General features: G+C 61.0%; 15 protein-coding genes. 4 read left to right on the top strand and 11 right to left on the bottom strand.

What is annotated here, in order from left to right:
• Positions 1-62: 62 nt before the first annotated feature.
• The 9 genes from HFK74_RS21780 to HFK74_RS21740 all read right to left on the bottom strand — a co-directional run bounded on the left by HFK74_RS21780 (position 63) and on the right by HFK74_RS21740 (position 16,303).
• On the bottom strand, positions 63-3,095 hold the full coding sequence (locus HFK74_RS21780) for a multidrug efflux RND transporter permease subunit (RefSeq protein WP_180205296.1): 3,033 nt from the start codon (positions 3,093-3,095) through the stop codon (positions 63-65).
• 14 nt (positions 3,096-3,109) lie between these two features.
• Positions 3,110-4,258: an efflux RND transporter periplasmic adaptor subunit gene (locus HFK74_RS21775; protein WP_180205295.1), complete on the bottom strand. Its 1,149-nt coding sequence runs from the start codon at positions 4,256-4,258 to the stop codon at positions 3,110-3,112.
• Between the two features lie 204 nt (positions 4,259-4,462).
• Positions 4,463-5,560, bottom strand: coding sequence for a DUF1513 domain-containing protein (locus HFK74_RS21770; RefSeq protein ID WP_180205294.1), 1,098 nt, complete (start codon positions 5,558-5,560; stop codon positions 4,463-4,465).
• Between the two features lie 14 nt (positions 5,561-5,574).
• Positions 5,575-6,639, bottom strand: coding sequence for an imelysin family protein (locus HFK74_RS21765; RefSeq protein ID WP_180205293.1), 1,065 nt, complete (start codon positions 6,637-6,639; stop codon positions 5,575-5,577).
• Between the two features lie 26 nt (positions 6,640-6,665).
• Positions 6,666-8,093: a di-heme oxidoredictase family protein gene (locus HFK74_RS21760; RefSeq protein ID WP_180205292.1), complete on the bottom strand. Its 1,428-nt coding sequence runs from the start codon at positions 8,091-8,093 to the stop codon at positions 6,666-6,668.
• 249 nt (positions 8,094-8,342) lie between these two features.
• The gene (locus HFK74_RS21755; protein WP_180205291.1) at positions 8,343-9,698 is read right to left on the bottom strand and encodes an imelysin family protein; all 1,356 of its coding nucleotides are present in this window, start codon (positions 9,696-9,698) and stop codon (positions 8,343-8,345) included.
• A gap of 233 nt (positions 9,699-9,931) precedes the next feature.
• The gene (locus HFK74_RS21750) at positions 9,932-11,983 is read right to left on the bottom strand and encodes a bifunctional diguanylate cyclase/phosphodiesterase (protein ID WP_180205290.1); all 2,052 of its coding nucleotides are present in this window, start codon (positions 11,981-11,983) and stop codon (positions 9,932-9,934) included.
• A 315-nt stretch (positions 11,984-12,298) separates the two neighbouring features.
• Complete coding sequence (locus tag HFK74_RS21745) at positions 12,299-14,707, bottom strand: glucose/quinate/shikimate family membrane-bound PQQ-dependent dehydrogenase (RefSeq protein WP_180205289.1); 2,409 nt, start codon at positions 14,705-14,707, stop codon at positions 12,299-12,301.
• Between the two features lie 213 nt (positions 14,708-14,920).
• Complete coding sequence (locus HFK74_RS21740; protein ID WP_180205288.1) at positions 14,921-16,303, bottom strand: carbohydrate porin; 1,383 nt, start codon at positions 16,301-16,303, stop codon at positions 14,921-14,923.
• A 314-nt stretch (positions 16,304-16,617) separates the two neighbouring features.
• Here HFK74_RS21740 and HFK74_RS21735 point away from each other — a divergent pair, with 314 nt between their 5' ends.
• Both HFK74_RS21735 and HFK74_RS21730 read left to right on the top strand, forming a co-directional pair.
• Entirely contained in the window at positions 16,618-16,848 is a 231-nt protein-coding gene (locus HFK74_RS21735) for a VF530 family DNA-binding protein (RefSeq protein ID WP_180205287.1), read from the top strand.
• 2 nt (positions 16,849-16,850) lie between these two features.
• The gene (locus tag HFK74_RS21730; RefSeq protein WP_180205286.1) at positions 16,851-17,513 is read left to right on the top strand and encodes a Pr6Pr family membrane protein; all 663 of its coding nucleotides are present in this window, start codon (positions 16,851-16,853) and stop codon (positions 17,511-17,513) included.
• Here HFK74_RS21730 and HFK74_RS21725 read toward each other — a convergent pair.
• Positions 17,480-18,271 carry a siderophore-interacting protein gene (locus HFK74_RS21725; RefSeq protein ID WP_180205285.1) on the bottom strand — a complete coding sequence of 264 codons (792 nt, stop codon included), beginning with the start codon at positions 18,269-18,271 and terminating at the stop codon, positions 17,480-17,482. The two genes, HFK74_RS21730 and HFK74_RS21725, sit on opposite strands and share 34 nt — an antisense overlap.
• Positions 18,268-18,843 (bottom strand): PadR family transcriptional regulator, encoded by a 576-nt coding sequence (locus HFK74_RS21720; protein ID WP_008057572.1) that lies wholly within the window; start codon positions 18,841-18,843, stop codon positions 18,268-18,270. The genes HFK74_RS21725 and HFK74_RS21720 overlap by 4 nt, the downstream gene beginning before the upstream one ends.
• 473 nt (positions 18,844-19,316) lie before the next feature.
• Here HFK74_RS21720 and HFK74_RS21715 point away from each other — a divergent pair, with 473 nt between their 5' ends.
• Positions 19,317-19,811 carry a CS1 type fimbrial major subunit gene (locus HFK74_RS21715; protein WP_180205284.1) on the top strand — a complete coding sequence of 165 codons (495 nt, stop codon included), beginning with the start codon at positions 19,317-19,319 and terminating at the stop codon, positions 19,809-19,811.
• A 106-nt stretch (positions 19,812-19,917) separates the two neighbouring features.
• The gene (locus HFK74_RS21710; RefSeq protein ID WP_180205283.1) at positions 19,918-22,440 is read left to right on the top strand and encodes a TcfC E-set like domain-containing protein; all 2,523 of its coding nucleotides are present in this window, start codon (positions 19,918-19,920) and stop codon (positions 22,438-22,440) included.
• Positions 22,441-22,462: the final 22 nt, after the last annotated feature.

The following is a 22,462-nucleotide window of genomic DNA, read 5'->3' as shown; positions in this document are numbered from 1 at the left end:
CCTTCCAAAGCCGAACGCAGAGCGTCCGTTGAGGCATTCCTTTGCTGCGCGTGGGAACGATCTTAGCGTGAGGGTTTATCGGGTTTAGCCAGCAACGTGTAGACGCACGGCAACACAAACAGGGTAAACAACGTACCAATCGACATCCCGGTGGCGATAACCGTACCGATATCGAACCGGCTCACCGCACCCGCCCCCGTTGCGATGATCAATGGCACCATGCCGAACACCATTGCCGCTGTCGTCATCAACACCGGACGCAGACGAATGGCCGCGGCTTCCTCCACCGCTTCGCGGGGCGTCAGGCCCTTGTCCTTGCGCAGCTGGTTGGCGAATTCGACGATCAGGATCCCGTGCTTGCTGATCAGGCCGATCAACGTCACCAACCCGACCTGGGTATAGATATTCATGCTCGACCAGCCGAGGAACAGCGGCAGCAAGGCGCCGCAGATCGACAGCGGGACGGTCACCAGGATCACCAGCGGGTCGCGGAAGCTTTCGAACTGGGCAGCCAGTACCAGGAAAATGATCGCCAGTGCCAGGCCGAAGGTCACCCATAGCGCACTGCCTTCCTGAACGTATTGGCGCGATGCACCGGCATAGTCGAAGGCAAAGCCCGCCGGCGCTTCCTCACGGGCGATCTGACGCACGGCATCGATGGCTTCCCCCATGCTGACCAGCGGCACCCCGGAAAGAATCGCCGAGTTGAGTTGCTGGAACTGGTTCAGTTGCCGAGGGCGCGCCCGGTCGCTCACGGTGATCAGGGTCGAGAGGGCGAGCAGTTCGCCCTGGGTGTTCTTGACGTAGTAATTGTTCAGCCAGTCAGGGTTATCCCGGAAGGGACGCTCGACCTGGGCAATGACTTTGTAACTGCGGCCATCAACGGTGAAACGGTTGATTTCCGACTCCCCCAGCAAGGTCGCCAGTGTCCCGCCCAGATCCTGCATCGACACCCCCATCTGGGCAGCCTTGGCACGGTCGATATCCACCACCACCTCAGGCTTGTCGAAGGCCAGGTCGACGTCGACGAAGGCGAATTTGCCCGACTCCATCGCGCGTTTTTTCACCCGGTCGACTACTTGCAGCAGCAGCTCGTAATCGTTGGCGGTGTTGATGACGAACTGGAACGGCAGACCCTCGCCCGTGCCCGGCAGGGAAGGCAGGTTGAAGCCGAAAACCTGCAACCCCGAAATGCTTTCCAGCTTGGCCTGAACCTCGGGCAGGATCTCCATCTGCGTGCGGCTGCGTTCGTTCCAGGGCTTGAGCAGGAAACCGCCGATACCCGATTGCACACCGTTGAAGCCGTTGATCTGGAACGACGAGTAGTACTCGGGAAAGGCCTTGAAGATCTCGATGAATTCGTCGGTATAGGTGTTCAGGTAGTCGAGGTTGGTCGGTTGCGGGGCGTTGGCCAGCATGAAAATGATGCCCTGGTCCTCCTCCGGCGCCAGTTCCGACTTGGTGAACTTGAGCAGCACGGGAATCAGGCACAGCACGATCACCGCAAACACCAGTACCACCGGCCGGGTGTTGAGGGTGCCGTGCAGCATTGTCTGGTAACGGCGCTTGAGGCTTTCGAAAATCAGGTCCAGGCGATGGGCCAGGCCCGTGGGGTTTTCATCGTGACGCAGCAGCAGGGCGCACATCATCGGCGACAGGGTCAGGGCGACGATGCCGGAGATCACCACCGCACCGGCCAGGGTCAGGGCGAACTCCTTGAACAGCGCCCCGGTAAGGCCCGTCAGGAAGCCTATCGGTGCATACACCGCCGCCAGGGTGATGGTCATCGAGACCACCGGCATGGCGATCTCCCGGGCGCCCTCGAGGGCGGCGTCCAGCGGTGTCTTGCCTTCCTCGATGTGGCGGTGGATGTTTTCCACCACCACGATGGCGTCGTCCACCACCAGGCCGATGGCCAACACCATCGCCAGCAGGGTCAGCAGGTTCAGGGAATAACCCATCATCTGCATGAAGAACATCACGCCGATCATGGACAACGGAATGGTGACAACCGGGATCACCACCGAGCGCAACGCACCGAGGAACAGGAATACCACCACGATCACGATCAGCACCGCTTCGAACAGGGTCTTCACAACTTCGTCGATCGAGGCCTGGATGAACAGCGTCGCGTCGTAGGCGATTTCCCCCTTGAGGTTGGGCGGCAACTGGGCCTCCAGCTCCGGCATGATCTTGCGCACTTCCTTGATCACGTCCAGCGGGTTGGCCGCGGGCGTGGCCTTGATGCCGATATACACCGAAGGCGTACCGCCGAACGAGCTAATGGTGTCGTAGTTCTCCGCACCCATCTCGACCCGCGCGACATCGCGCAGCAGCACGCGACTGTCACCGTCGACCTTGAGCGGGATCGCGGCGAAGGCTTCAGTTGACTTGAGTTCGGTGTTGGCGTTGATGCTGGTGACCACGTACTCGCCTTTCACTTCGCCAGCGGCGGAAAGGAAGTTGTACTGGCGCACCGCGTTGGTCACGTCGCTGGCGCTCAGGCCAAAACCGGCCAGCTTCACCGGGTCCAGCCACAGGCGCATGGCGAATACCTGGTTGCCAAGTATCTCGGCTTCGGCCATGCCCGGCAGGGTCGCCAGTTTCGGCTGGATGACCCGCGACAGGTAGTCGGTAATCTGCGGGTTGCTCAATTCCTTGCTGAAGAAACTGATGTACATCAGCGCCGAGGCGTCGGCGGCTTCCTTGCTCAGCACTGGGTCTTCGGCATCCTGGGGTAGCTGGTTCTTGACCTCGTTGGCCTTGGCCAGCAGCTCGGTGAACAAGCGGTCGGTATTGGAGCCGATGCGCGCGTAGATCGAGATCACCGAGAAGTTCTGGCGACTGACCGAGGTCATGTAGTCGATACCCTCGGCGCTGGCCAGGCTCTGTTGCAAGGGTTGGGTGATGTAGCCCTGGATGGTTTCGGCGTTGGCCCCCGGGTACGCGGTGGTGACCGTGATCAGGGCATTTTCCATTTGCGGGTATTGGCGCAGCGGCAACTTGTTCCAGGCCTGGAAGCCCAGCAGCACAATCAACAGGCTGACCACGGTGGCGAGCACCGGGCGACGGATGAACGGGTCGGTAAAAGCCATTGGGGGTTCCTTGATCAGTCCGCGCGTGGCTGACTGTTCTTCTCGGCCAGGGTCTTGTCGTCGCTGATGGCGATGTGCGCACCGTTGTCCAGTTTGATCTGGCCGGCCGTGACCACTTTTTCGCCGTTCTGTACGCCTTTGCTGATCACCACCTGTCCGTCGCGGCGTTCGCCGGTTTCAATGAACCGCCGTTCAGCGATCAGGATCGGTTGGCCCTTGTCGTCTTTTTCGAGGCTGCCGTCTTCGGTCTTTTTCTCAGCGACGACATACAGGGAGTTGCCATAGAGCGTGTAGGTGATCGCGCTTTCCGGCACGACGATGCTCGGCCGTGGGTCGGGCAACATCACCTGCAGGTTGGCGAACATGCCTGGCAGCAGCTTGCTATCGGGGTTGGCCAGGGTCGCGCGGACCTGCATGTTGCGCGTGCTGTTTTCCAGTTTCGGGTTGATCGCACTGATGGTGCCCGGGAAGGTCTGGGACGGATAGGCCGCGACGATAATTTCAACCGGCTGGCCGAGGGCGATCTTCGGCACCGACTGCTCGGGCACGAAAAAGTCGACGTAGAGGCTGCTGAGGTCTTGCAGGGTGGCAATCATGGTGCCACTGGCCAGATAGTCGCCAACGTCCACCTGGCGAATGCCGATGGTCCCGCTGAAGGGGGCGACGATGCTTTTTTTGCCCAGGGCTGCCTTGAGTTGATTGACCGTGGCCTTGCTCTTTTTCAGTACCGCCGACAGGCGATCGAACTCGCCTTTGGAAATGGCCTGGCTGCCCACCAGCTGGCTGCCGCGACCGTAATCGAGTTGCGCCAGCCCGAGGTCGGCCAGGGCGGTTTCGAGCAAGGCGCTTTCGACGGCACTGTCCAGGCGCAGGAGTGGTTGACCGGCTTTGACTTTCTGCCCGGACTCGAACTGCAAATCGACGACTGTGCCGTCGGTCTCCAGGCTCAGGTCGACGCCTTGTAGCGCCTTTAGGGTGCCTACGGTAGGCAGGCGAGCTTGCCAGGGCCGTTCGGTGGCGGTGGCCACGGCGACGCTGATCGGCGGTTTGGGCGCGGAGAAGCCTTGGATCATCGTGTAGATGGAGAAGGCTTTGTACCCGGCCAGCACCAGCACGATCAGCAGAACAACACCCAACATGATCAGCATGCGGCGACGCAGCATATTTCCAGTTCCTTGGAGAAAATCAGGTGAGACAGTAGGGCACATTACCGCGAGTGGAAGCGTGAATCCAACTGGCACTTGTTACAGGCAGGCGCCAACCTGTAGGAGCGAAGCTTGCTCGCGAAGGCGGCATGTCAAGGCACATCGCACCTGAATGTGCCGCCGCCTTCGCGAGCAAGCTTCGCTCCTACAAGAGCAGGGTACTCAGATCAGGTGCAGGTGGTTATCCCAGAGCCCCGCCGGCAGCTCCAGCGGTTTTGCAACCAGATTTGTCTGACGGCAGTCGTAGTACCGGCAACGCCCCTGGCCCGAGGTCACGACGAAACCGTCTGCCACCGTGCCCACCCCGGCGCAATCGGGCAGTGGCGCGTCCAGCCGCACTTCGCCGCTGTCCAGGTCCCAGATGAAAAAGCGGTTGCCCCGAGGCGCGGTCAAAGCGACCAGGCGCAAGTCGCTGTGCACCGCAACGCTGGCGGTGTAGTGCCCCATGGCCTGCAATTGATGCTCGGGCACCGGGAATGCCACGAACGGCTGGCCGGGACGCTTGATCGCCAGCAGCTCCGATTGCTCATGAGCCGCCCCCATGAATTGCTGGCCGGCGACGATGGTGCCATCGCTGGCAATGCCCAGGTGACGCACGCTGTTCATCTGCTGGGCGAGGGTTTCCTTGCTCAGCAGGGTGCCGTCGCGCTGCATCAGGACCAGGCTTGGCTCCATGGCGTTGAGGTTCATCTCGACCCGGCTTTCGGCTTCGGTGCGGATGCCGCCGTTGGCCACCACCAGGGTTTCGCCGTCGGGCATCCACGACACTTGATGCGGCCCGATGCCGTGGGTGGAAATCTCGCCGCTATGGACCAGTCGTTCGCCTTCGAACTTGTAAACACCGAGCAGGCCGCGACCCGGATCGGTGGTGTCGTTTTCGGTGGCGTACAGCCAGTCACCGCTGTGGTGGATTACCGCGTGACCGTAGAAGTGCCGGTTGGGCCGGGACGTCACGGTTTGCAGCAGCGTGCCGTCACGCAGGTCGATCAGGTAGCTCTCGGTGCCCGGGCGCCGGGCAACGAACAGCGCGATCGGCAGTGCCGGGTGGTTGATGATGTCATGGCAGCGCTGGCCGACCTGGGTGGCAAACACCCGGGTGCCGTCCAGCCGGTAACCGACGGCGTAGTGCTTGCCGTCGGTATCGTCCCGCGCCGAGAGCAGCAGCGGGCTTTGATCCTTGCGCTTGAACAGCGTCCAGCCGCCCAGTGTCACTGCTCCTAGCAGCAAACTCCCTAATGTCAGAGCCTGGCGTCGCAGCATGTCACTTGCCCTCATCAGTCACCGTCGTTGGCATTGAAGCCCAGTTGGATACCCAGCGCCTTGGCCAGCTCGCCTTCGTGCAGGCGGTGGACGACGTTGAGGCTGTCGTAGAGATCGTTGAGTTGCTGGCGACCGGCGTCGTCGTTGAGCATTTCGGTCAACGAGCGCTGGTTGCTGGCGAACAGTTTCAACGAGGCGGCATAGGCGGCGTCGATTTTGTCGGCCAATGGCTTCTGCTCGCTCGGCAACAGGCCGCGCAGGCCTTTGTTGTCGACACCTTCCCACACGGTTTTGGCAGCGGCGAGGCTGGCCTCCAGGGCGGTCAGGGACGACTGGCTGCGCCAGGCATCGGCCTGGAACGGCTGCGGCACGCCTTTGCTCTGGCGGCCCATCGGCGTGCCGAGCTTTTTCTTCAAGGTATCGAGGGCGGTGACCTGCACGCGCAGCAGATCGGCGATCGCTTCGTGGGAGTCGGCGTAGCGCTGGTTCGGGAATTTGCTCATCTGCGCGAGCATGCCGTCGGTGTTGTTCCAGCTTTTGAGAATCTCTTCTGCCAGCTGTTTCTGACGCTCGCCAATGGCGATTAGCAGCGGGCAGTACTTGGCCTTCTGCTCGGCATTGGCCACATCAGGCTTGCTGTCGAACAGAATGTATTCGTAGGCCGACAGGCCTTGAACCACCACGCTGGACTTGGCCAGGGCGGCGGCATCGATCTGCGGTTGCGCAGTGACCAGTTGCTCGACCTGGCGGCCGACCAGGTTCTTCTTGTCCGGCCAGAATTGCACCTGCCAGGCACGGTTGCCCTCGGCCAGTGGACCAATCAGCAGCGGCTGCAACTCGGCCCAGGCTTTTTGCGCGTGCAGGAAGTCGGCGCGGGCTGTTTCGAGGTTCGCCTTGCCTTCGCAATAGGCGAGGGCGCTGACGGCCAACTGGCGGTCTGCTTCAACCCAGCGGGTATAGGTCGGCAGAATCACTGACTTGGCGATCGCGGCCGAGGTGACGGCTTGTGGGTCCTGTGGCGAACAGGCGCCCAGGGCTAACGCGGCAAGGCTGGTGAACAACAATTTGGGACGGAACATGTCGGGCTCCCGCGGGAAGATGCGTATTAAAGGGAATTCAAGAACGCCAGCAACGCAGCGCGCTGCTCGGCATTGAAAGACAAAACCTGTTGCTGCGCCGCTTTTGCCTCGCCGCCATGCCAGAGCACGGCTTCGAGCAGATTGCGGGCGCGGCCGTCATGCAGGAACTGGGTGTGGCCACTGACGGCTTCAGTCAAACCGATGCCCCACAACGGCGGGGTACGCCAGTCGCGGCCACCGGCCTGGAATTCAGTGCGGTTGTCGGCCAGGCCGTCGCCCATGTCATGCAGCAGCAGATCGCTGTACGGGCGAATCACTTGATTGGCCAGTTCAGGTTCGGCGGCGTTGGCGGCGGTGGTGTACTTGGGTGTGTGACAGGATTGGCAACCGGCCTGGTAGAACAGATTCTTGCCGGCCAGCACTTGAGGCGTGCCGACATCGCGGCGCGCCGGTACGGCGAGGTTGCGGGTGTAGAACAGCACCAGGCGCAGGATGTTGTCGCTGACTTCCGGCTCGCCATCGGGGCCGTTGCCACTTGGTGCCTGCTTGCAGGCCGCTTGCGCGTCGGTGCAGTCGTCAAAGGGTCTCAGGCCGGTGGTGAGGCCCATATCACCGGAAAACGCGTGCACATTTTGTTGATTGAGGTTCGGCTGCCCGGCTTTCCAGCCAAATCGCCCGAGCACGGTTTTCTGCTGCACGTCATCCCAGACCCGGTTCGGGCGTCCGGCGATGCCGTTTTTCGCATTAGCCTGCGCGTGCGCATTCGCCAGGATGGCCTCTTCAGGAATGGCCTCCAGCAAGCCCAGGCCAATCATCGGCGGTGCCACACGTGCCGAGAATCGCGTGTCGGGGTGCATCGGGCCGTAGTTCAGCTGGGTGATGTTCAGGCTCGGTTTGCGCAGCTCGACCTCGGTGCCGTCCTTGAAGCGAATCGACACAGGGGTGTAGTCGACCCGCACCTTGCCTTCCGGCGTGACACCGGGCACGGCCATGTCCTGGAACTGCCCGCCATAGACGGGCTCCGGTACGACACCCTGTTGCTCGATGACCTTGGCGTAGGCCGGGGCGTCGGGGATCGACAGGCGTACCAGCATCGACACGGCATTTTGTGCATCGGGCGCCGGCGGGTGACCGCGGCCGTCCTTGATATGGCAGCCCTGGCAGGCGTTGGTGTTGAACAGCGGGCCGAGGCCGTCGCGGGCGGTGGTGGTCGAGGGGGCGATCACCCAGGGGTTGCGAAAGAAGCTGTTGCCGACGCTGAAGTCCACGCGCCGCGACGGCGGCAGGTTAGCGGAGGGCAGCGAAAAGGCGTTCTGATCGGTCTTGCGCACGGTCGTGCCGCCGCCGGAGCGGGCTTCACCGGGTTCGGCCTGGGTGAACTTCGGGGCGTCATCGCAGGCACTCAGGCCCAGGGCCAGCAACAGTGCGGACAAGCGAAGAGGCAGCGAGGGCATCAGACATCCTGCAAGACGAGCAAAACAAGGGCGCAAAGTCTAACAGGGGATGGGAATTTGAATAAGAGGAATTATCGTTTGCTTGATGTGGGGCAATGATCGTTCCCACCCTCTGCGTGGGAATGCAGCCCGGGACGCTCCGCGTCCCAAATCAAAAGCCGAACGCGGAGCGTCCGTTGAGGCATTCCCACGCAGAGCGTGGGAACGATCGGCGACCCGAAGGTCGCCTTTCTATCCAGCCAGCGTTGATCAGAACTCGTGATCAGCGTTGTCCGGGTTCAGGTCGCTGATGCCCAGTTTGCCAGCGGCGGCTTCGATCGAACCGGTCTGCTTGACCAGGGATGCGATGGCGTCACGGACGATCTGGTTGCCAGCGGTGTTGCCGGCAGCGATCAGCTGGTCGTAGTGCTCACCCTTGTTGGCGTGGTCGACGATGACCTGCATCTTGGCTTCGGTCGCAGCCAGGTCGGCTTTCAGTGCGGTGTCTGCCGCTGGATCGACCTTGGCCACCAGGGACGACAGGCTGGCGCCGGTCATTTTGGTGCCGTCGACGCGGGTGTATTCGCCCAGGTACACGTTACGCACGCCTTTGGCATCGTAGAACTGCGAGTTGTGGGTGTTGTCGCTGAAGCAGTCGTGTTCGTCTTCCGGGGAGTTGGCTTCCAGGGAAACCTTCATGCGCTCGCCCGCCAGTTCGCCCAGGGACAGGCTGCCCATGCCGAACAGCATTTTACGCAGGCCGCTTTCAGCAGGTTCCGCTTCCAGGGTGGCGCGGTAGTTGTCGGCCACGTTCGGCTTCCAGTTGCCGACCATCTCTTCCAGGTCGCTGACCAGCAATTGAGTCACGGATTTCAGGTAGGCACGGCGACGATCGTTGTGACCGCCGGTGGCGCCTTTGCCTTCCAGGTAGTCGGAAGCTGGACGGTTGCCGGCGCCAGGGCCGGTGCCGTTCAGGTCCTGGCCCCAGAGCAGGAATTCGATGGCGTGGTAGCCGGTGGCGACGTTGGCCTCGGAACCGCCCAGCTCGTTCAGGCTGGCGAGTTTCTCCGGGGTGATGTCCTTCACGTCGACCTTGTCTTCGCCGATCTGGATTTGCGTATTGGCGATGATGTTGGCCGTGGCGCCAGGGTTACCCAGTGCGTGCTCGTAGGATTTGTCGACGTAGTCGATCAGGCCTTCGTCCAGTGGCCAGGCGTTCACCTGACCTTCCCAGTCGTCGATGATGGTGTTGCCGAAGCGGAACACTTCGCTCTGCAGGTAAGGAACGCGAGCAGCGATCCAGGCGGCCTTGGCGGCTTTCAGGGTGTCGGCGTTCGGCTTGGCCAGGAAGGCGTCGACGGCGGTTTGCAGGGTTTTCGCGGTAGATTCGGCGTCGCTGTAAACGGCGAAAACCATGTCGGCGTAATGCGCGACAACGGCTTTGGCAGCCGCTTCGTCGACCTTGCTGGCAGCGGCAGGTGCGGCGGCTGGTGCGACCGGGGCTGCGGCAGTGCTGGCCGCTGGCGCAGGAGCGGCCGCTTTTTCTTTGTCTTTGCCTTCACCGCAACCGGCGAGGGAAATTGCGATGGCCAACAGACTGGCGGTAGCCAGAGGCATACGAATCATGGCGAACATCCTGCTTCGAGAGGGGGTGGTATAACGCGTCCGGCGCGCAAAACTGCCACATAATGCAAATCTTTCGCATTATGTGTAAAGGGTTGTGCTTGGAAATATTTCTTATTCAGGCAGGGATCGCAGCACCATCGCAATCTGTAGGAGCCCGGCTTGCCGGCGAAGGCGGCCTTACTGACACACCGCATCGCCTGGTTCGCCGGCAAGCCGGGCTCCTACAAGGGGGGTTACAAAATAGCGGCGTTACTGCGCTGGGCCTGCTTCAGGTAAGCCACCAGCTCCCGGGCCGGCAGGGGTTTGCTGTAGAAGTAGCCCTGACCCTCGTGGCAGCCTTCGGAGATGATGTAGGCTTCCTGCTCGGAGGTTTCCACGCCTTCGGCAATCACCTGCATGCCCAGGCTCTTGCCCAATTGAATGATGGCGCGAACGATGGTTGCGTCATCATCGTCATCGAGCAGGTCCTGGACGAAACTCTTGTCGATCTTGATCTTGTCCAGCGGCAGGCTTTTCAGATAACTCAGTGACGAATAACCCGTACCGAAGTCGTCGATCGCGATCAGCGCACCGGAGCGACGCAGGCTGAGCAAGTGCTGGGCGGCGGTGCTGATGTCTTCCATCAGGCCGGTTTCGGTGACTTCCAGCTCCAGGCTGCGCGGAGGCAGGCGATACATTTGCATCAGGTTGTTGATCACCCGCGGCAACTCGGCGTGGTGCAACTGCACGGTGGAAAGATTCACCGCCATGCGCATGTCGCTGAAGCCCTGGTCATGCCAGTCGCGCAACTGCTTGCAGGCCTGGTCCAGCACCCATTCACCGATGGCGATGATGGTGCCGTTCTGCTCGGCCAGCGGGATGAACAGGTCCGGTGGTACCAGCCCGTGCTCGGGATGCTGCCAGCGGATCAACGCTTCGACGCCGACCACCCGGTGATCGCGATAGCTGATTTGCGGTTGGTAGACCAGGTAGAACTGGTCGCGGATCAGTGCATCGCGCAGGTCTTTTTCCAGCTCGCGACGGCGACGCATTTCGGTGTCGACGCTGGCGATATAGAACTGATAGCGGTTACGCGAGCGCGTCTTGGCCAGGGTCATGGTCTGTTCGGCTTTTTGCAGCAACTTCTCGGTACTGTCGCCATCCTCGGGGAACAAGGTGATGCCGATAGTGGCGCGCAGGCGGATCTGCTGATGATCCAGGGCAAACGCCGCTTCCAGGTCATCGAGGATGCTTTGGGCCAGTTCGGCGGCTTCGTAGGGTTGTTCGATATCGGCCTGCACCAGGGCGAACTGGTCGCCACCCAGGCGGGCGAGGGCGCCAAGGCGTCCGCTGTGCGCGCGCAGGCGATCGGCCAGGGCCAGCAGCAACTGGTCGCCGGTCTGGTAGCTGAATTGTTCGTTGATGCCCTTGAAGTCATCGAGCCCGACACACAGCACCGCAACCCGGCGTTGCAGCTTGCCGGCGTCGACGAGGATCTTGTCCAGTTGCGTTTGCAATTGCTGGCGGTTCGGCAGGCCGGTGAGGAAATCGTACTGGGCCATGCGCAACAGGCTGTTTTCCGCTTCGTGGCGCAGGTGGGTGTTGCGCTCGATGGATTCGAGCAACTGGTTGGCGGTGTTGATCCACAGCCCCAGTTCGTTCTTCTCGTGACCCTTGAGCAATGGAATCTTGTGCTCGCTGGGGCGGTCGGGGTTGATTTCGGTCAGGTGTTCGATGATTCGCGACAGGGGTTTGGTCAACAGCCAGTGATAGACCAGGTACAGCACCAGTCCCATTGCCATGGCACGCAGTACCCCGGAAATGAAGATGATCACCGAACTGACGATAAAGCCCTTGCCGTAGGTGGCGGTGTCGAGGGTGATGCTCAGGTCGCCGTAATACTCGCTGTAAGGGCCGCGCCCCACCAACTGGGTGGTGAAGGTGCGTTCCTTGCCGAGAATCAGGTCGGTCAGCCAGCGACTGCTGGAGTGCTGCAGCTCACGGGATTTTTGCGCCAGCATGGCTTCGTTGGGATGGCCAATGGAAGCCTGACGCACCGCATCATCCTGAAACAGGCCTTCGATCACCTGCATGCCCATTTCCCGGTCCAGGCTGTAGACGGCCTGGGTGGAGGGGTCGCGGAACATGTCGAGGATGCGTTCGGCATCGCCGGCGACGGCCTGGCGTGTTTTATAGGCATCGAACACGATCTGCGCGCAGCTCAAGACCACGCCGACGATCAATGCCGACAGGAGCACAACCCGGAGCAACTTCACCGACAAGCTGTTCTTGAGTTCCAGCTTCAAAGGGTTATTCCTTGTTCCGTGCGGGTAGCGTCAAGTAGCCATGAGTATTGGCAATCCCGTGATGGCAGTCAAAGGGACAATCCATCCTGCGGGATAATGCCTGCAGCTTGGCCGATTTGCTGTTGTCTGGGGCAATTGCCCGATCAGTACTGTGTCGGTAGTCGAGTCCTTCAACTTGAGGGGAAGGGGACAAAATTTCCTTTCGTTTGATGTTAGACGGCTGTGGCGTTGAGGCAAGGTGCCAGACGGCTCGTTCACCTACAAAAAAGGCGACCCCCTTGCGGGAGTCGCCTTGGCTTCAACTACGGTTGTCGCTTATTCCGACAGTTTATAGGCAATCACATAGTCACCCTGTTTGGTGCCCAGTGAACCGTGACCGCCAGCCACGACCAGCACGTACTGCTTGCCGTCCTTGCCGGTGTAGGTCATCGGCGTGGTTTGCGCGCCTGCTGGCAGGCGGCCTTCCCACAGTTGCTTGCCGTTTTTCACGTCGTAGGCACGCAGGTACTGGTCCAGGGTGCCACTGAGGAAGCCGACGCCACCGGCGGTGGTGAAGGTGCCGCCCAGGCTCGGGACGCCCATGCTCAGCGGGATCGGAACCGGCGAGCTGTCGCGCACGGTACCGTTCTTGTGCATCCAGATTTTTTCATGGGTGGTCAGGTCGATCGCGGCCACGTAGCCCCACGCTGGCGCCTGGCACGGCAGGCCCATTGGCGACAGCAAGGCTTCGAGCACCACGCCGTACGGCGCGCCCTTGTTTGGCTGCACGCCTTCGGTTTCGCTTTTGCGCGGGCCTTGGGCAGCGATTTCGGCGGCCGGGATCATTTTCGATTTGAACGCCATGTAGCTCGGGTTCACGAAGGCGATCTGACGCACCGGGTCAACCGAGATACCGCCCCAGTCGAACACACCGAAATTGCCCGGGTACACGATCGAACCCTGCAGCGACGGCGGGGTGAACGGGCCGTCGTAGCGCATGGATTTGAAGTCGATCCGGCAGATCAGTTGGTCGAACGGCGTGACGCCCCACATGTCGCGCTCTTGCAGCGGCGGCGGCATCAGGTTCAGGTCGGATTTCGGTTGCGTCGGCGAGGTGTGGTCGCCTTCCACCGCGCCTTGTGGCACCGGCACTTCGTTGATTGGCACGATGGCCTGGCCGGTGCTGCGGTCCAGCACGTAGATGCTGCCTTGCTTGGTCGACGCCAGGACGGCCTGTTTCACGCCATCAGCGGTTTTCAGGTCCATCAGGGTCGGTTGGCCACCGACGTCCATGTCCCACAGGTCATGGTGGGTGAACTGGAAGTGCCAGCGCACTTTACCGGTGGCGATGTCCAGGGCGGTCAGGCCGGCCGCGTGCAGTTCCGATTCAGGGGTACGCGCGCCGCCGAACTGGTCCGGGGTCTGGTTGCCCATCGGCAGGTACAGCATGCCGAGTTTTTCATCGACCGCGAACATGGACCACATGTTCGGCGAGTTGCGGGTGTAGGTCTTGCCCTCGGCAATCGGCGTCGTATCGTCCGGGTTGCCGCTGTCCCAGTTCCACACCAGCTTGCCGGTATGCACGTCGAACGCGCGGATCACGCCGCTAGGCTCGTCGGTGGAGACGTTGTCGGTGACATGGCCGCCAATCACCACCAGGTCCTTGGTGACCGCCGGTGGCGAGGTGGAGTAATAACCGCCGGCCGTGAAGCCGCCGATGTTGGCGCGCAGGTCGACCTGGCCCTTGTCGCCGAAGTCTTCGCACATCTTGCCGGTGTCGGCGTTCAGCGCGATCAGGCGGGTGTCGGCGGTCGGCAGGAAGATCTTGCGCGGGCAAGCGCTGGCCGGAGCCGGGCTGGCCGAACCGGTCGGGCTCTGTTCGGAGGCATACACCGCGTCATCGTGATAGGTCACGCCACGGCAGGTCATGTGCGCCCAACCCTTGAAGTTCGCCGCATTCTGCGTCGAAAGCTTCGGATCGAAACGCCAGATTTCCTTGCCGGTGTCCGGGTCCAGCGCGATCACCTGGCTGTGCGGCGTGCACACGTAGAGCATGCCGTTGACTTTCAGCGGGGTGTTTTCGGCGGTGGTTTCGCCCGGGTCGTTCGGCCCTGGCAGGTCACCGGTGCGGTAGGTCCAGGCCGGTACCAGCTTGTTGACGTTTTGCGGGGTGATCTGCGCCAGCGGCGAGTAACGGTCACCGTGGGCGCTGCGGCCGTAGGAGTTCCAGTCACCGTCGGGCATGGCCGGGGCGGTGTTGGTCATGCCCGGCACGCTGTCGCGGTCCAGTTGACCCTTGATTTCACCGGGGTTGGTGAACTGGCTGGCCAGGGCCGTTGCGCCCGCGATCACCACGGCTACGCTCAGGGCGCCGGTGCCCAGGGGGGCGGCGCCATTACGCAGGAGTGGACGACGGAACCACGGCAGCAACATGACCAGGCCCAGCGCGAACAGCATCGCCAGGCGCGGCACCAGCTGCCACCAGTCGAGGCCGACTTCCCACAGTGCCCAGACGGTGCTGGCGAACAGCACCAGTGCGTACAGGCCCAGCGCGGCACGGCGCGCGGCGATCAGCAGGATGCCGGTCAGCGCCAGGCCGATACCGGCCAGCAGGTAGTACAGCGAGCCGCCGAGCATGCTCAGCTTGATCCCGCCGGCCAGCATGGCCAGGCCCATTAGCAGAAGCAGTATGCCGAGCAGGGTCGGCAATAGACGGCTTCGACTCAAAGCACCGTCAGTGCTCATAGTTTGGTTCTCCGTGACGTTTCAAGTGGTCCCGCGCAGGTTCACTGTAGATGAGGATCCCGCGGGGGCGTGGTTCATACAAAAACTGACGATTGACGCAATCCCTTGTAGGAGCTGGCTTGCCAGCGAAAGCGGTGTGTCGGATGGCATAGATGTCGACTGATACAACGCCTTCGCCGGCAAGCCGGCTCCTACAGGGTTTTGTGGTGTTGGTTAGAACGACGACTGGATCTTGATCCCGCCAATCAGCGCGTCATCGACCTCGTTCACGCCACCGGGATGGCGGATGTATTGCAGGTTCGGGCGCACCGTCAGCCAGTTCGTGACGTGCACGCCGTAATAGAGTTCGGCGCTGTATTCGGTGTCCTGCGGCGGCAGGAAGGCAGGGTTGTCGTAGTCAAAGACGGCCTTGGCCTGATTGCTCGCCTCGGCATTCTTGCGATACGCCGGGTTGACGTGCACGCGGGCCATGGCAAAGCCGATGTCATCCCTGGCGCGGGCGTCGAACAGGCCCTTGTAGACGATGCCGGCCTGGACATAGTTGTCGATGGCGTTGGTCTTCTTGTCGTGCATCGTGCCGTTGGCGAACAGGCTCAGGCCACGGGAGTGGTCGCTGGCGATGCTGGTGACTTGCTGTTGCAGGCCGAGCCACACACCGTGCTTGCTCGATGCGCTGCGGTAAGCCTCGCCACTCAGGGCGGCAGGCTGGCCGTTGCTGTCCTTGTAGACATCGGTGGCGTCGGCGTTGCTGTAGTAATAGCCGGCACGGTATTCACCCGGCAGACCGTTGAGTTTTGGCGTCCACACCAGTTCCACCGGCAGGATTGCCCCTTGGGTGCCGCTGCCGCTGAGCTTGAAACCATTGTCGCGATCGAGGTTCGACGGGTTTTGCTCATAGGCGCCAACCTGCGCATACAGCTCGGGAGTCAGGTGATACTTGACCCGCATCGCCCACTGGCTGACAGGCCAGTTGTACCAGATGTCACCCACCCAGTTGCCGACCTGGGAGCCGCAGAACGCCAGGTTCTGGAAGTCGCAGGGAAAACTGTTGAAATCCTCGCCTTCGCCGAAGCGGCCTACCTTGATGTCGAGTTTCTGGTCGAAGAACTTCTGCTGGTACCACATCTGTGTCAGGCGCGTGGTCTGGCCACGGCCCCAGACTTCCTGCGCCGAGGTGAATCCGCCGACCCGCGGGTCGTTGATCCGGTCGTTGCTGATGTTGTTGCCGCTGCGTTTGGTGATGGTCAGCTGGAACTCGGCGTCGTCCCAGCCGAGGATTTTCTGCAGGTCCAGGTGAGTGCCAAGCGCGAACTGATCGCTGTAGCGAGCGGTGCGATCGTGGTCGTAGCCGCCATGCAGGTTGCTGCCCATTTCACCGGTGTAATCGATCTTGAAGTCGTAGCCCTTTGCCGACAGTTCGCTGCGGGTGCCGTTCCAGTCACCGAGCATCCACGGTGAGTCGCTATCGAAGGCGGGCGCCGCCTGGGTGCCGGTGGCGAGGCTCAGGGCGCCAAGCCCGGCAAACAGGCCCAGGGTTTTTCGGCGAGCGACAGACGTAAAGACAGCGCTGTCTTGCGAGAATTGAAAATCAGGCATAGGGAAGAAATTCTTGATCTTTTTCTGGGGAATGAACGGGGACAGCAGACGCAAAGCGGATGGCGGAAGCGTTTCAGCTAGGGCGGGCGTAAGGATAATGTTCTGTTACAAATAGAGAAAGGGCTTTTACTGACATGCATCCTTTCAAATTTGGTAACAGTGCCTCTTGGAGCTGCCGAAGGTTCGGGCCGCGTGCAGACGATCTTTTGCGATTCACCTACATTTAATCCAGAGCACACAGAGCGCTTCCCCCGAGCGAAGCCCTCGGCTAAGGTGCGCGCCTTCTGCATTTTTACTTTGCCCAAAGGCCTGGCATGAACGAACACAACCCCGATCCGCTGCACGGCGTGACCCTGGAACAGATCCTCAATGCGCTGGTGACCCATTACCAATGGTCGGGGTTGGCCGAGCGCATCGATATCCGTTGCTTCAAGAGCGATCCGAGCATCAAGTCCAGCCTGGCATTCCTGCGCAAGACCCCATGGGCGCGGGAGAAAGTCGAGCGGCTTTACGTGAAGCTGATGCGCACCAAGCGCCCGGTCTGAGCATGGGGCAGCCAACTGCCGCGCGACGGCGTTTTGTGGCAGTTGCCGCCATCCTCGGCTGGGCGGGATTGAGTATCCAGCTGTATCTGATCCTCTATTCGCGCTGGAGCATCGATGCCAGCCTCATGGGCGGGTTGCTGAGTTTTTTCAGTTTTTTCACGGTGCTGAGCAACACCCTGGTGGCGAGCGTCCTGACCTGCGAATGGACTTCCCGGGAATCGTCGTTGCGGCGCTGGTTTCTACAGCCGTGGGTGAGCAGCGCGGTGGCGGTGAGCATCGCCGTGGTCGGCCTGGGCTACAGCGTTTTGCTGCGCCATTTGTGGCACCCCGAAGGCTGGCAGTGGCTGGCCGATGAGCTGCTGCACGACGTCATGCCGCTGCTGTTCCTGGGCTATTGGTGGTGGTGCGTCCCCAAAGGCACGTTGCGCGTGTGGCACATCGGCCTCTGGGTGATTTACCCGCTGGTGTACTTCGCCTACTCGTTGCTGCGCGGGCATGTGCTGGCGGTGTATCCGTATCCATTCATCGATGTGGACAAACTGGGTTATCCACAGGTGTTCGCCAACGCCGGCGGGCTGCTGGCGGGTTTTGTGCTGATTGCGCTGATCGTGATCGGGTTGGACCGCCGGGCTCACTCTTCCTCGCTGTCATCCAGGCGCCAGTAGCCGACCGCCTTGACGAACTGCTCGTCCAGCCCATGCTGGTCCAGCAGCACCCGGCGAATCTGCCGTGACATTTTGCTCTCGGTCGCCACCCACGCATACAGGCTGCCACTGGGCACCGTCAGTTGTTTCACAATGCTCAACAAGTGGTCCTTGCCGCCCTCGCGCAACACCCAGATCACATCGACCTGCGCCGCACTTTCCAGCTTTTGTTGCTCGGCGCCGTTTTCCACTTCTATGACCACCAGTGCTCGTCGATTAGCCGCCAGGCCTTCGAGGCGTCGGGCGATCGCGGGCAGGGCGGTCTCGTCGCCGATCAGCAGGTAGCTGTCGAAGATATCCGGCACGATCATCGATCCCCGGGGCCCGCCGATGTGCAGGAACTGCCCGGGTTGAGCCTGTTCGGCCCAGGTCGAGGCAGGGCCGTCGCCGTGCAGCACGAAATCGATATCCAGCTCCAGGGTTTCCAGGTCGTAGCGGCGCGGGGTGTAGTCGCGCATGGCCGGCATCGGGCCGTTGTCTTTGCCGGCGCCGAGCACCAGGGTCTGCAGCGCCGCTTGTTCTGCCGCGTTTTGCGGGAACAGCAGTTTGACGTGGTCGTCGGTACCAAGGCTGACGAAGCCGGCCAGTTCAGGCCCCCCCAGCGTAATGCGGCGCATGCGCGGGGTCAGGTCGACGACGCGCAGCACCTCCAGACGACGACGTTTTATTTCATGCATGACGCGGTGGATGGTTTGGGAAGGCATGATTACTTCAGTCATACGGCGGGCTCCTGGGCAGATTGAACGGCGGGGCCGTCGACAATGGCTTTCGCGGTGTTGTTGAGCAGGGTGGCGACGCGCTGGATTTCTTCGGCGCTCCAGCGGCCGTGGTGCAGTTGCAAGGCATGGCGCAGGTTATGCACAGCCTCGTGGATTTGCGGCGGGCGATCATGGCCGCGCAACGAACGCTTGCTGACGTCGATGCGTGTGCGCACGCCTTCCAGGGCAATCGCTTGCTCGCTTAAAGACAGACGTCCGGCATCGGTCACGCTGTAGCGTTTTTTTCCGCCTTCGGCATCGCCCTGGATCATTTCACTTTCTTCCAGAAAGGTCAGGGTGGGGTAGATCACCCCGGGGCTGGGGCTGTAGGCGCCGTCGAACATGCCTTCGATCTGGCGGATCAGGTCATAGCCGTGGCAAGGCTGCTCGGCAATCAGCGCCAGTAGCAGCAATTTCAGGTCACCGGGGGCGAACACCCGTGGGCCGCGGCCGCCGCGTTCGCGGCCGGGACGTTTTTCGAAGCCGTCACGGCCGTCGCCGTGTTCGCGGTGGGGGGAATGATGGTCTCTCATCTGCGTCTTCTCTCGTCGTGTTTAGATACAACGTAAGATATATCTTGTGCGAAGGCAAACGCAACGGATCGACGGTCAAGGGGGTGGTTTGTAGGAAAGTCTGGGCGCGTGCCGGAAATTCGCTCAAGGTAATTTAGAGCTATTAATCTAAAACCGCATTTGATATTTATATATAAGTGCTGACATGCCCGGAAATAAAGGGCTTTATTCCTGTCTGCTTTTTCGGTTAAAACTGTATGTAGTATGGTTCTGACGGTCAAACAGTTTAATTTCAATGTTGTGAGGTTTTTTCTTTCCAGTTGTAGTTGGTTTTTACTACAGGGTGTGTGGAATTTACGTACTTACTTTCTCAGGAAATTGGTTGAATATTCATCCCGTCGAAAGTTGAGCCAGATCGCCACTACTGACGGCGATAAAAATATAAAAGCCCGACTTTCACATACCAATTACTCGAAAAAAACAGGTACTCCACAATGTTCAAAAAGTTTGTAGTCGCCGTTCCCGCAACCCTCCTGGCCCTGAGTGCTTCGATGGCCTTCGCCGCGGAAGAATCGCGCTCCACCATCAACATCACCGCCGACATTCCGAGCAAGGTCTTCCACGCCCAACCGGTGAACCCGGACTTCGGTAAAGACGAAATCATGCGATACACCCTCGGCACCGGCACCCTGACCGACGTGGCCGGCCTTTACGACATCCAGCACACCAACGGTTCGGTGGGTGCTTATGTCGAAGGTGGTCCACAAGACTTGTTCAACGGTAACCCGACGCAGAACATTGCCCTGACCTACACCTTCAACGGCGTTACCTTGACCGGTGCCAGCCAGGAAGTGGTCGGTGATACCGAGTCCAACGGCGGCATGCGTGCGGAGCTTCGGATCAAGGCAGCCAAACCGACGGCCAGCCAGGTTGGTTTGTACGCGGCCAACCCGGTCGTGATCTTCGACGCCATCCCGCGTATCCCGTAAGCGCCATTGAATCAAGGTTAACCCTTGGCCGCTGGCCAGACCGATCGGCAGGTGGATTTCATCTGTCGATCGGCTTTACCGAACTTATATAAAGAGTATTACGTTCATGTTCCCGATGACGCCCATCGCGACGGCGCTTGCCCTTTTTTTTTGCGCAACGGCATTTGCCGCCCCCACTGAAAATGGCCATACGCCGCGCAATTTATTGGCTCAGGCCAAGGGCTTGCCCAGCGAGTTCGAAGAGCACTTCTTTGATGTGCCGCTGGCGGTGCGGGTGGAACTTGATCAACAGTTTCTGGGTGAGGCGATGGTGGTGCTAAGCCGCGACGATCGCATCACGTTAATGGACTTTGCCGATGTCAGCGACAGCGTTGTTACTGCCAGCGAGCGCGACATCTGGGCCAACTATTTAAAACAAGGCGTGGTGTTGGGCGGGTGCCAGGCCAAATGCCCCGAACAACTATTGGCGGTGCACTACAGCCTGGAAAACTCCCTGGTGTCGATCCTTACGGAAAACGCCGAGCGCGATGATCAGGCACCGCTTTATTACAGCCAGCCCGAAGGCGGCAGCACCGGGTTGATCGTGCGCAACCAGCTCAACCTCAACGGCGGGCAGAATCAGGACCTGGGTGGGCGCTATGGCCTTGAAGCCAGCAGCAGCCTGGGTAACTGGACCCAAGCGGTCAACATTCAACTGTCACGACTGGGTGGCCTGGATAACCAGCTGTATCACTCGGTGAACGAGCTCTACACCCAGCGCGAACTGGAGGGCAGTTTCCTGCGTTTAGGTTTGTTCACGCCCTCGTCCGAAGGGCTGACCCGACAACCGCGTACCTTCGGCACCAGCCCCGACACAGCGCTGGGCGTGATGTATGGCAGTTCCGACAGCCTGGCGATCAATAACCCGAAACCGGCGGTCTATCCGATTTATGTCACCGCCAATCGCCAGGGCTCGGTGGAAATCTACCGCGACGGTTTGTTGATCAATACCCAGGCGATGCCCGCCGGGTTGCAAACCCTCGATACCCGCCCGCTACCGGGTGGCATCTATGAAGTGGAGGTACGCCTGATCGAAGACGGTCAGATCACCTCCAGCACCCAGGAACTGGTGTACAAACCGAGCAACTGGCGCAATCACGACGAACGCTGGCGCTACAACCTGTTTGCCGGTCGTGAGTCCAAAGTATTCAGCAACTGGGACGAGCAGGACGATGGCGACATGACCGCGGGCGCGGCGTTCAATTACCTGCTGCACCCACGGGTCATCCTGGGGTTGAGCGGGCGACAGGTGCGCGACGCGTTGCAGTACGGCACTTCGGTGGATTGGGCGATCGTCAACAATGCCAGTCTCTATGCCAACGTCTACCAGACTGAAGATTACGGCACCGGCCTGGATGTGCAGGGGCTGTATTCCTACGGCAGCGGCAGCATCGTCGCCAGCCATAACCGCAGCTGGCTCGACACCACCCGGCTCTACGACACCCTGCCCGACGGCACGCGAGTGCGCCAGCGCAATGTGTTTGTCGGCCAGACCAGTAACTCGTCGCTGTCGGTGAACCATCGAATCACCAGCAAAAGCTCGGTCAATGCCAGGGTCTCCCACAGCGAAGGCAACACCGAAGGCACCGGCGTGGACCTGGGCTGGACCCAGCGCACCCGACTGTTTGGCAGTGATGCCAACTGGCGGCTGGCATTGTTCGACCGACCCGGCAGCTTCAGTTCGGGTGACGACCGCAATCGAGGCATCGACCTGAGCGTCAACATTGCCTTGGGCGGCCCGGGTGAGCAGATCTCCGGCAGCATTGGCACTCGCACGGACCGAGACGGCGGGCGGGATAACAACGCTTCGGTCACCTACCGCAAAGACCTGCAGGATCACCTGCTGCAAAGCGTCTCGGCCACGGCCATCACCGACACCTACGGCGTCGGCTTGAATGCGATGGCAACGATGCAGACGGACGTGGTCCACGGCGACGGATTCATCCAGCGTTCGTCCTACAACAATGACCTCACTGGCGGCCTCAACCTGGACAGCACCGTGGCCGTCGGTGGGCAAAAGATGGTCATGACCAGCCAGTACAGCCGCAACGGCGCCGGCATGATCATCGATGTCGAGTCGGACATCGACGGCATCGCCCTGCGCGCCGACGACTTGAGCGGCGGCAGCGCGCTGCTCAAGCCCGGGCGCAATTTCGTGCCGATCACCGCCTACAAGAGCAGCTCGGTCAGCTTCGACTTCGAAGGCAATCACGTGCCCGCCGCCACCATCCAGCCGGCGCGGTCGAGCTATCACCTGAACAAGGGCGGTGTGGATTACCGCAAGATCACCATCAGCAAAACCCTGACCGTGCTCGGCCGTTTGATCGACCCTCAGGGCAAACCGCTCAAGGGTCATCACATCATCAACCACGCCAGCCGTGGGGTCAGTGAAGTGGACGGGTTCTTCTCGATGGAAATGAAGGCTGGCTCACCGACCCTGGAAGTACGTTATGGCGATCAGTTGCTGTGCCAGTTCCGCCTCGACCCAGGTCAGGCCAGGCGCGAGAGCGAAGTACTGATGATCGGTGACTTGCGGTGCACGCCGGACTCTCTGGCGGAGGCGACTTATGCCGCTGAAACGGCCAGTTGACCAATACATTTGATACTTGGAT

The sequence above is a fragment of the Pseudomonas sp. SbOxS1 genome, from assembly GCF_013416725.1.
Classification (GTDB): Bacteria; Pseudomonadota; Gammaproteobacteria; order Pseudomonadales; family Pseudomonadaceae; genus Aquipseudomonas.
The sequence above is the reverse complement of the archived record's forward strand: the minus strand, read 5'-3'. Positions and strand labels throughout refer to the sequence as shown.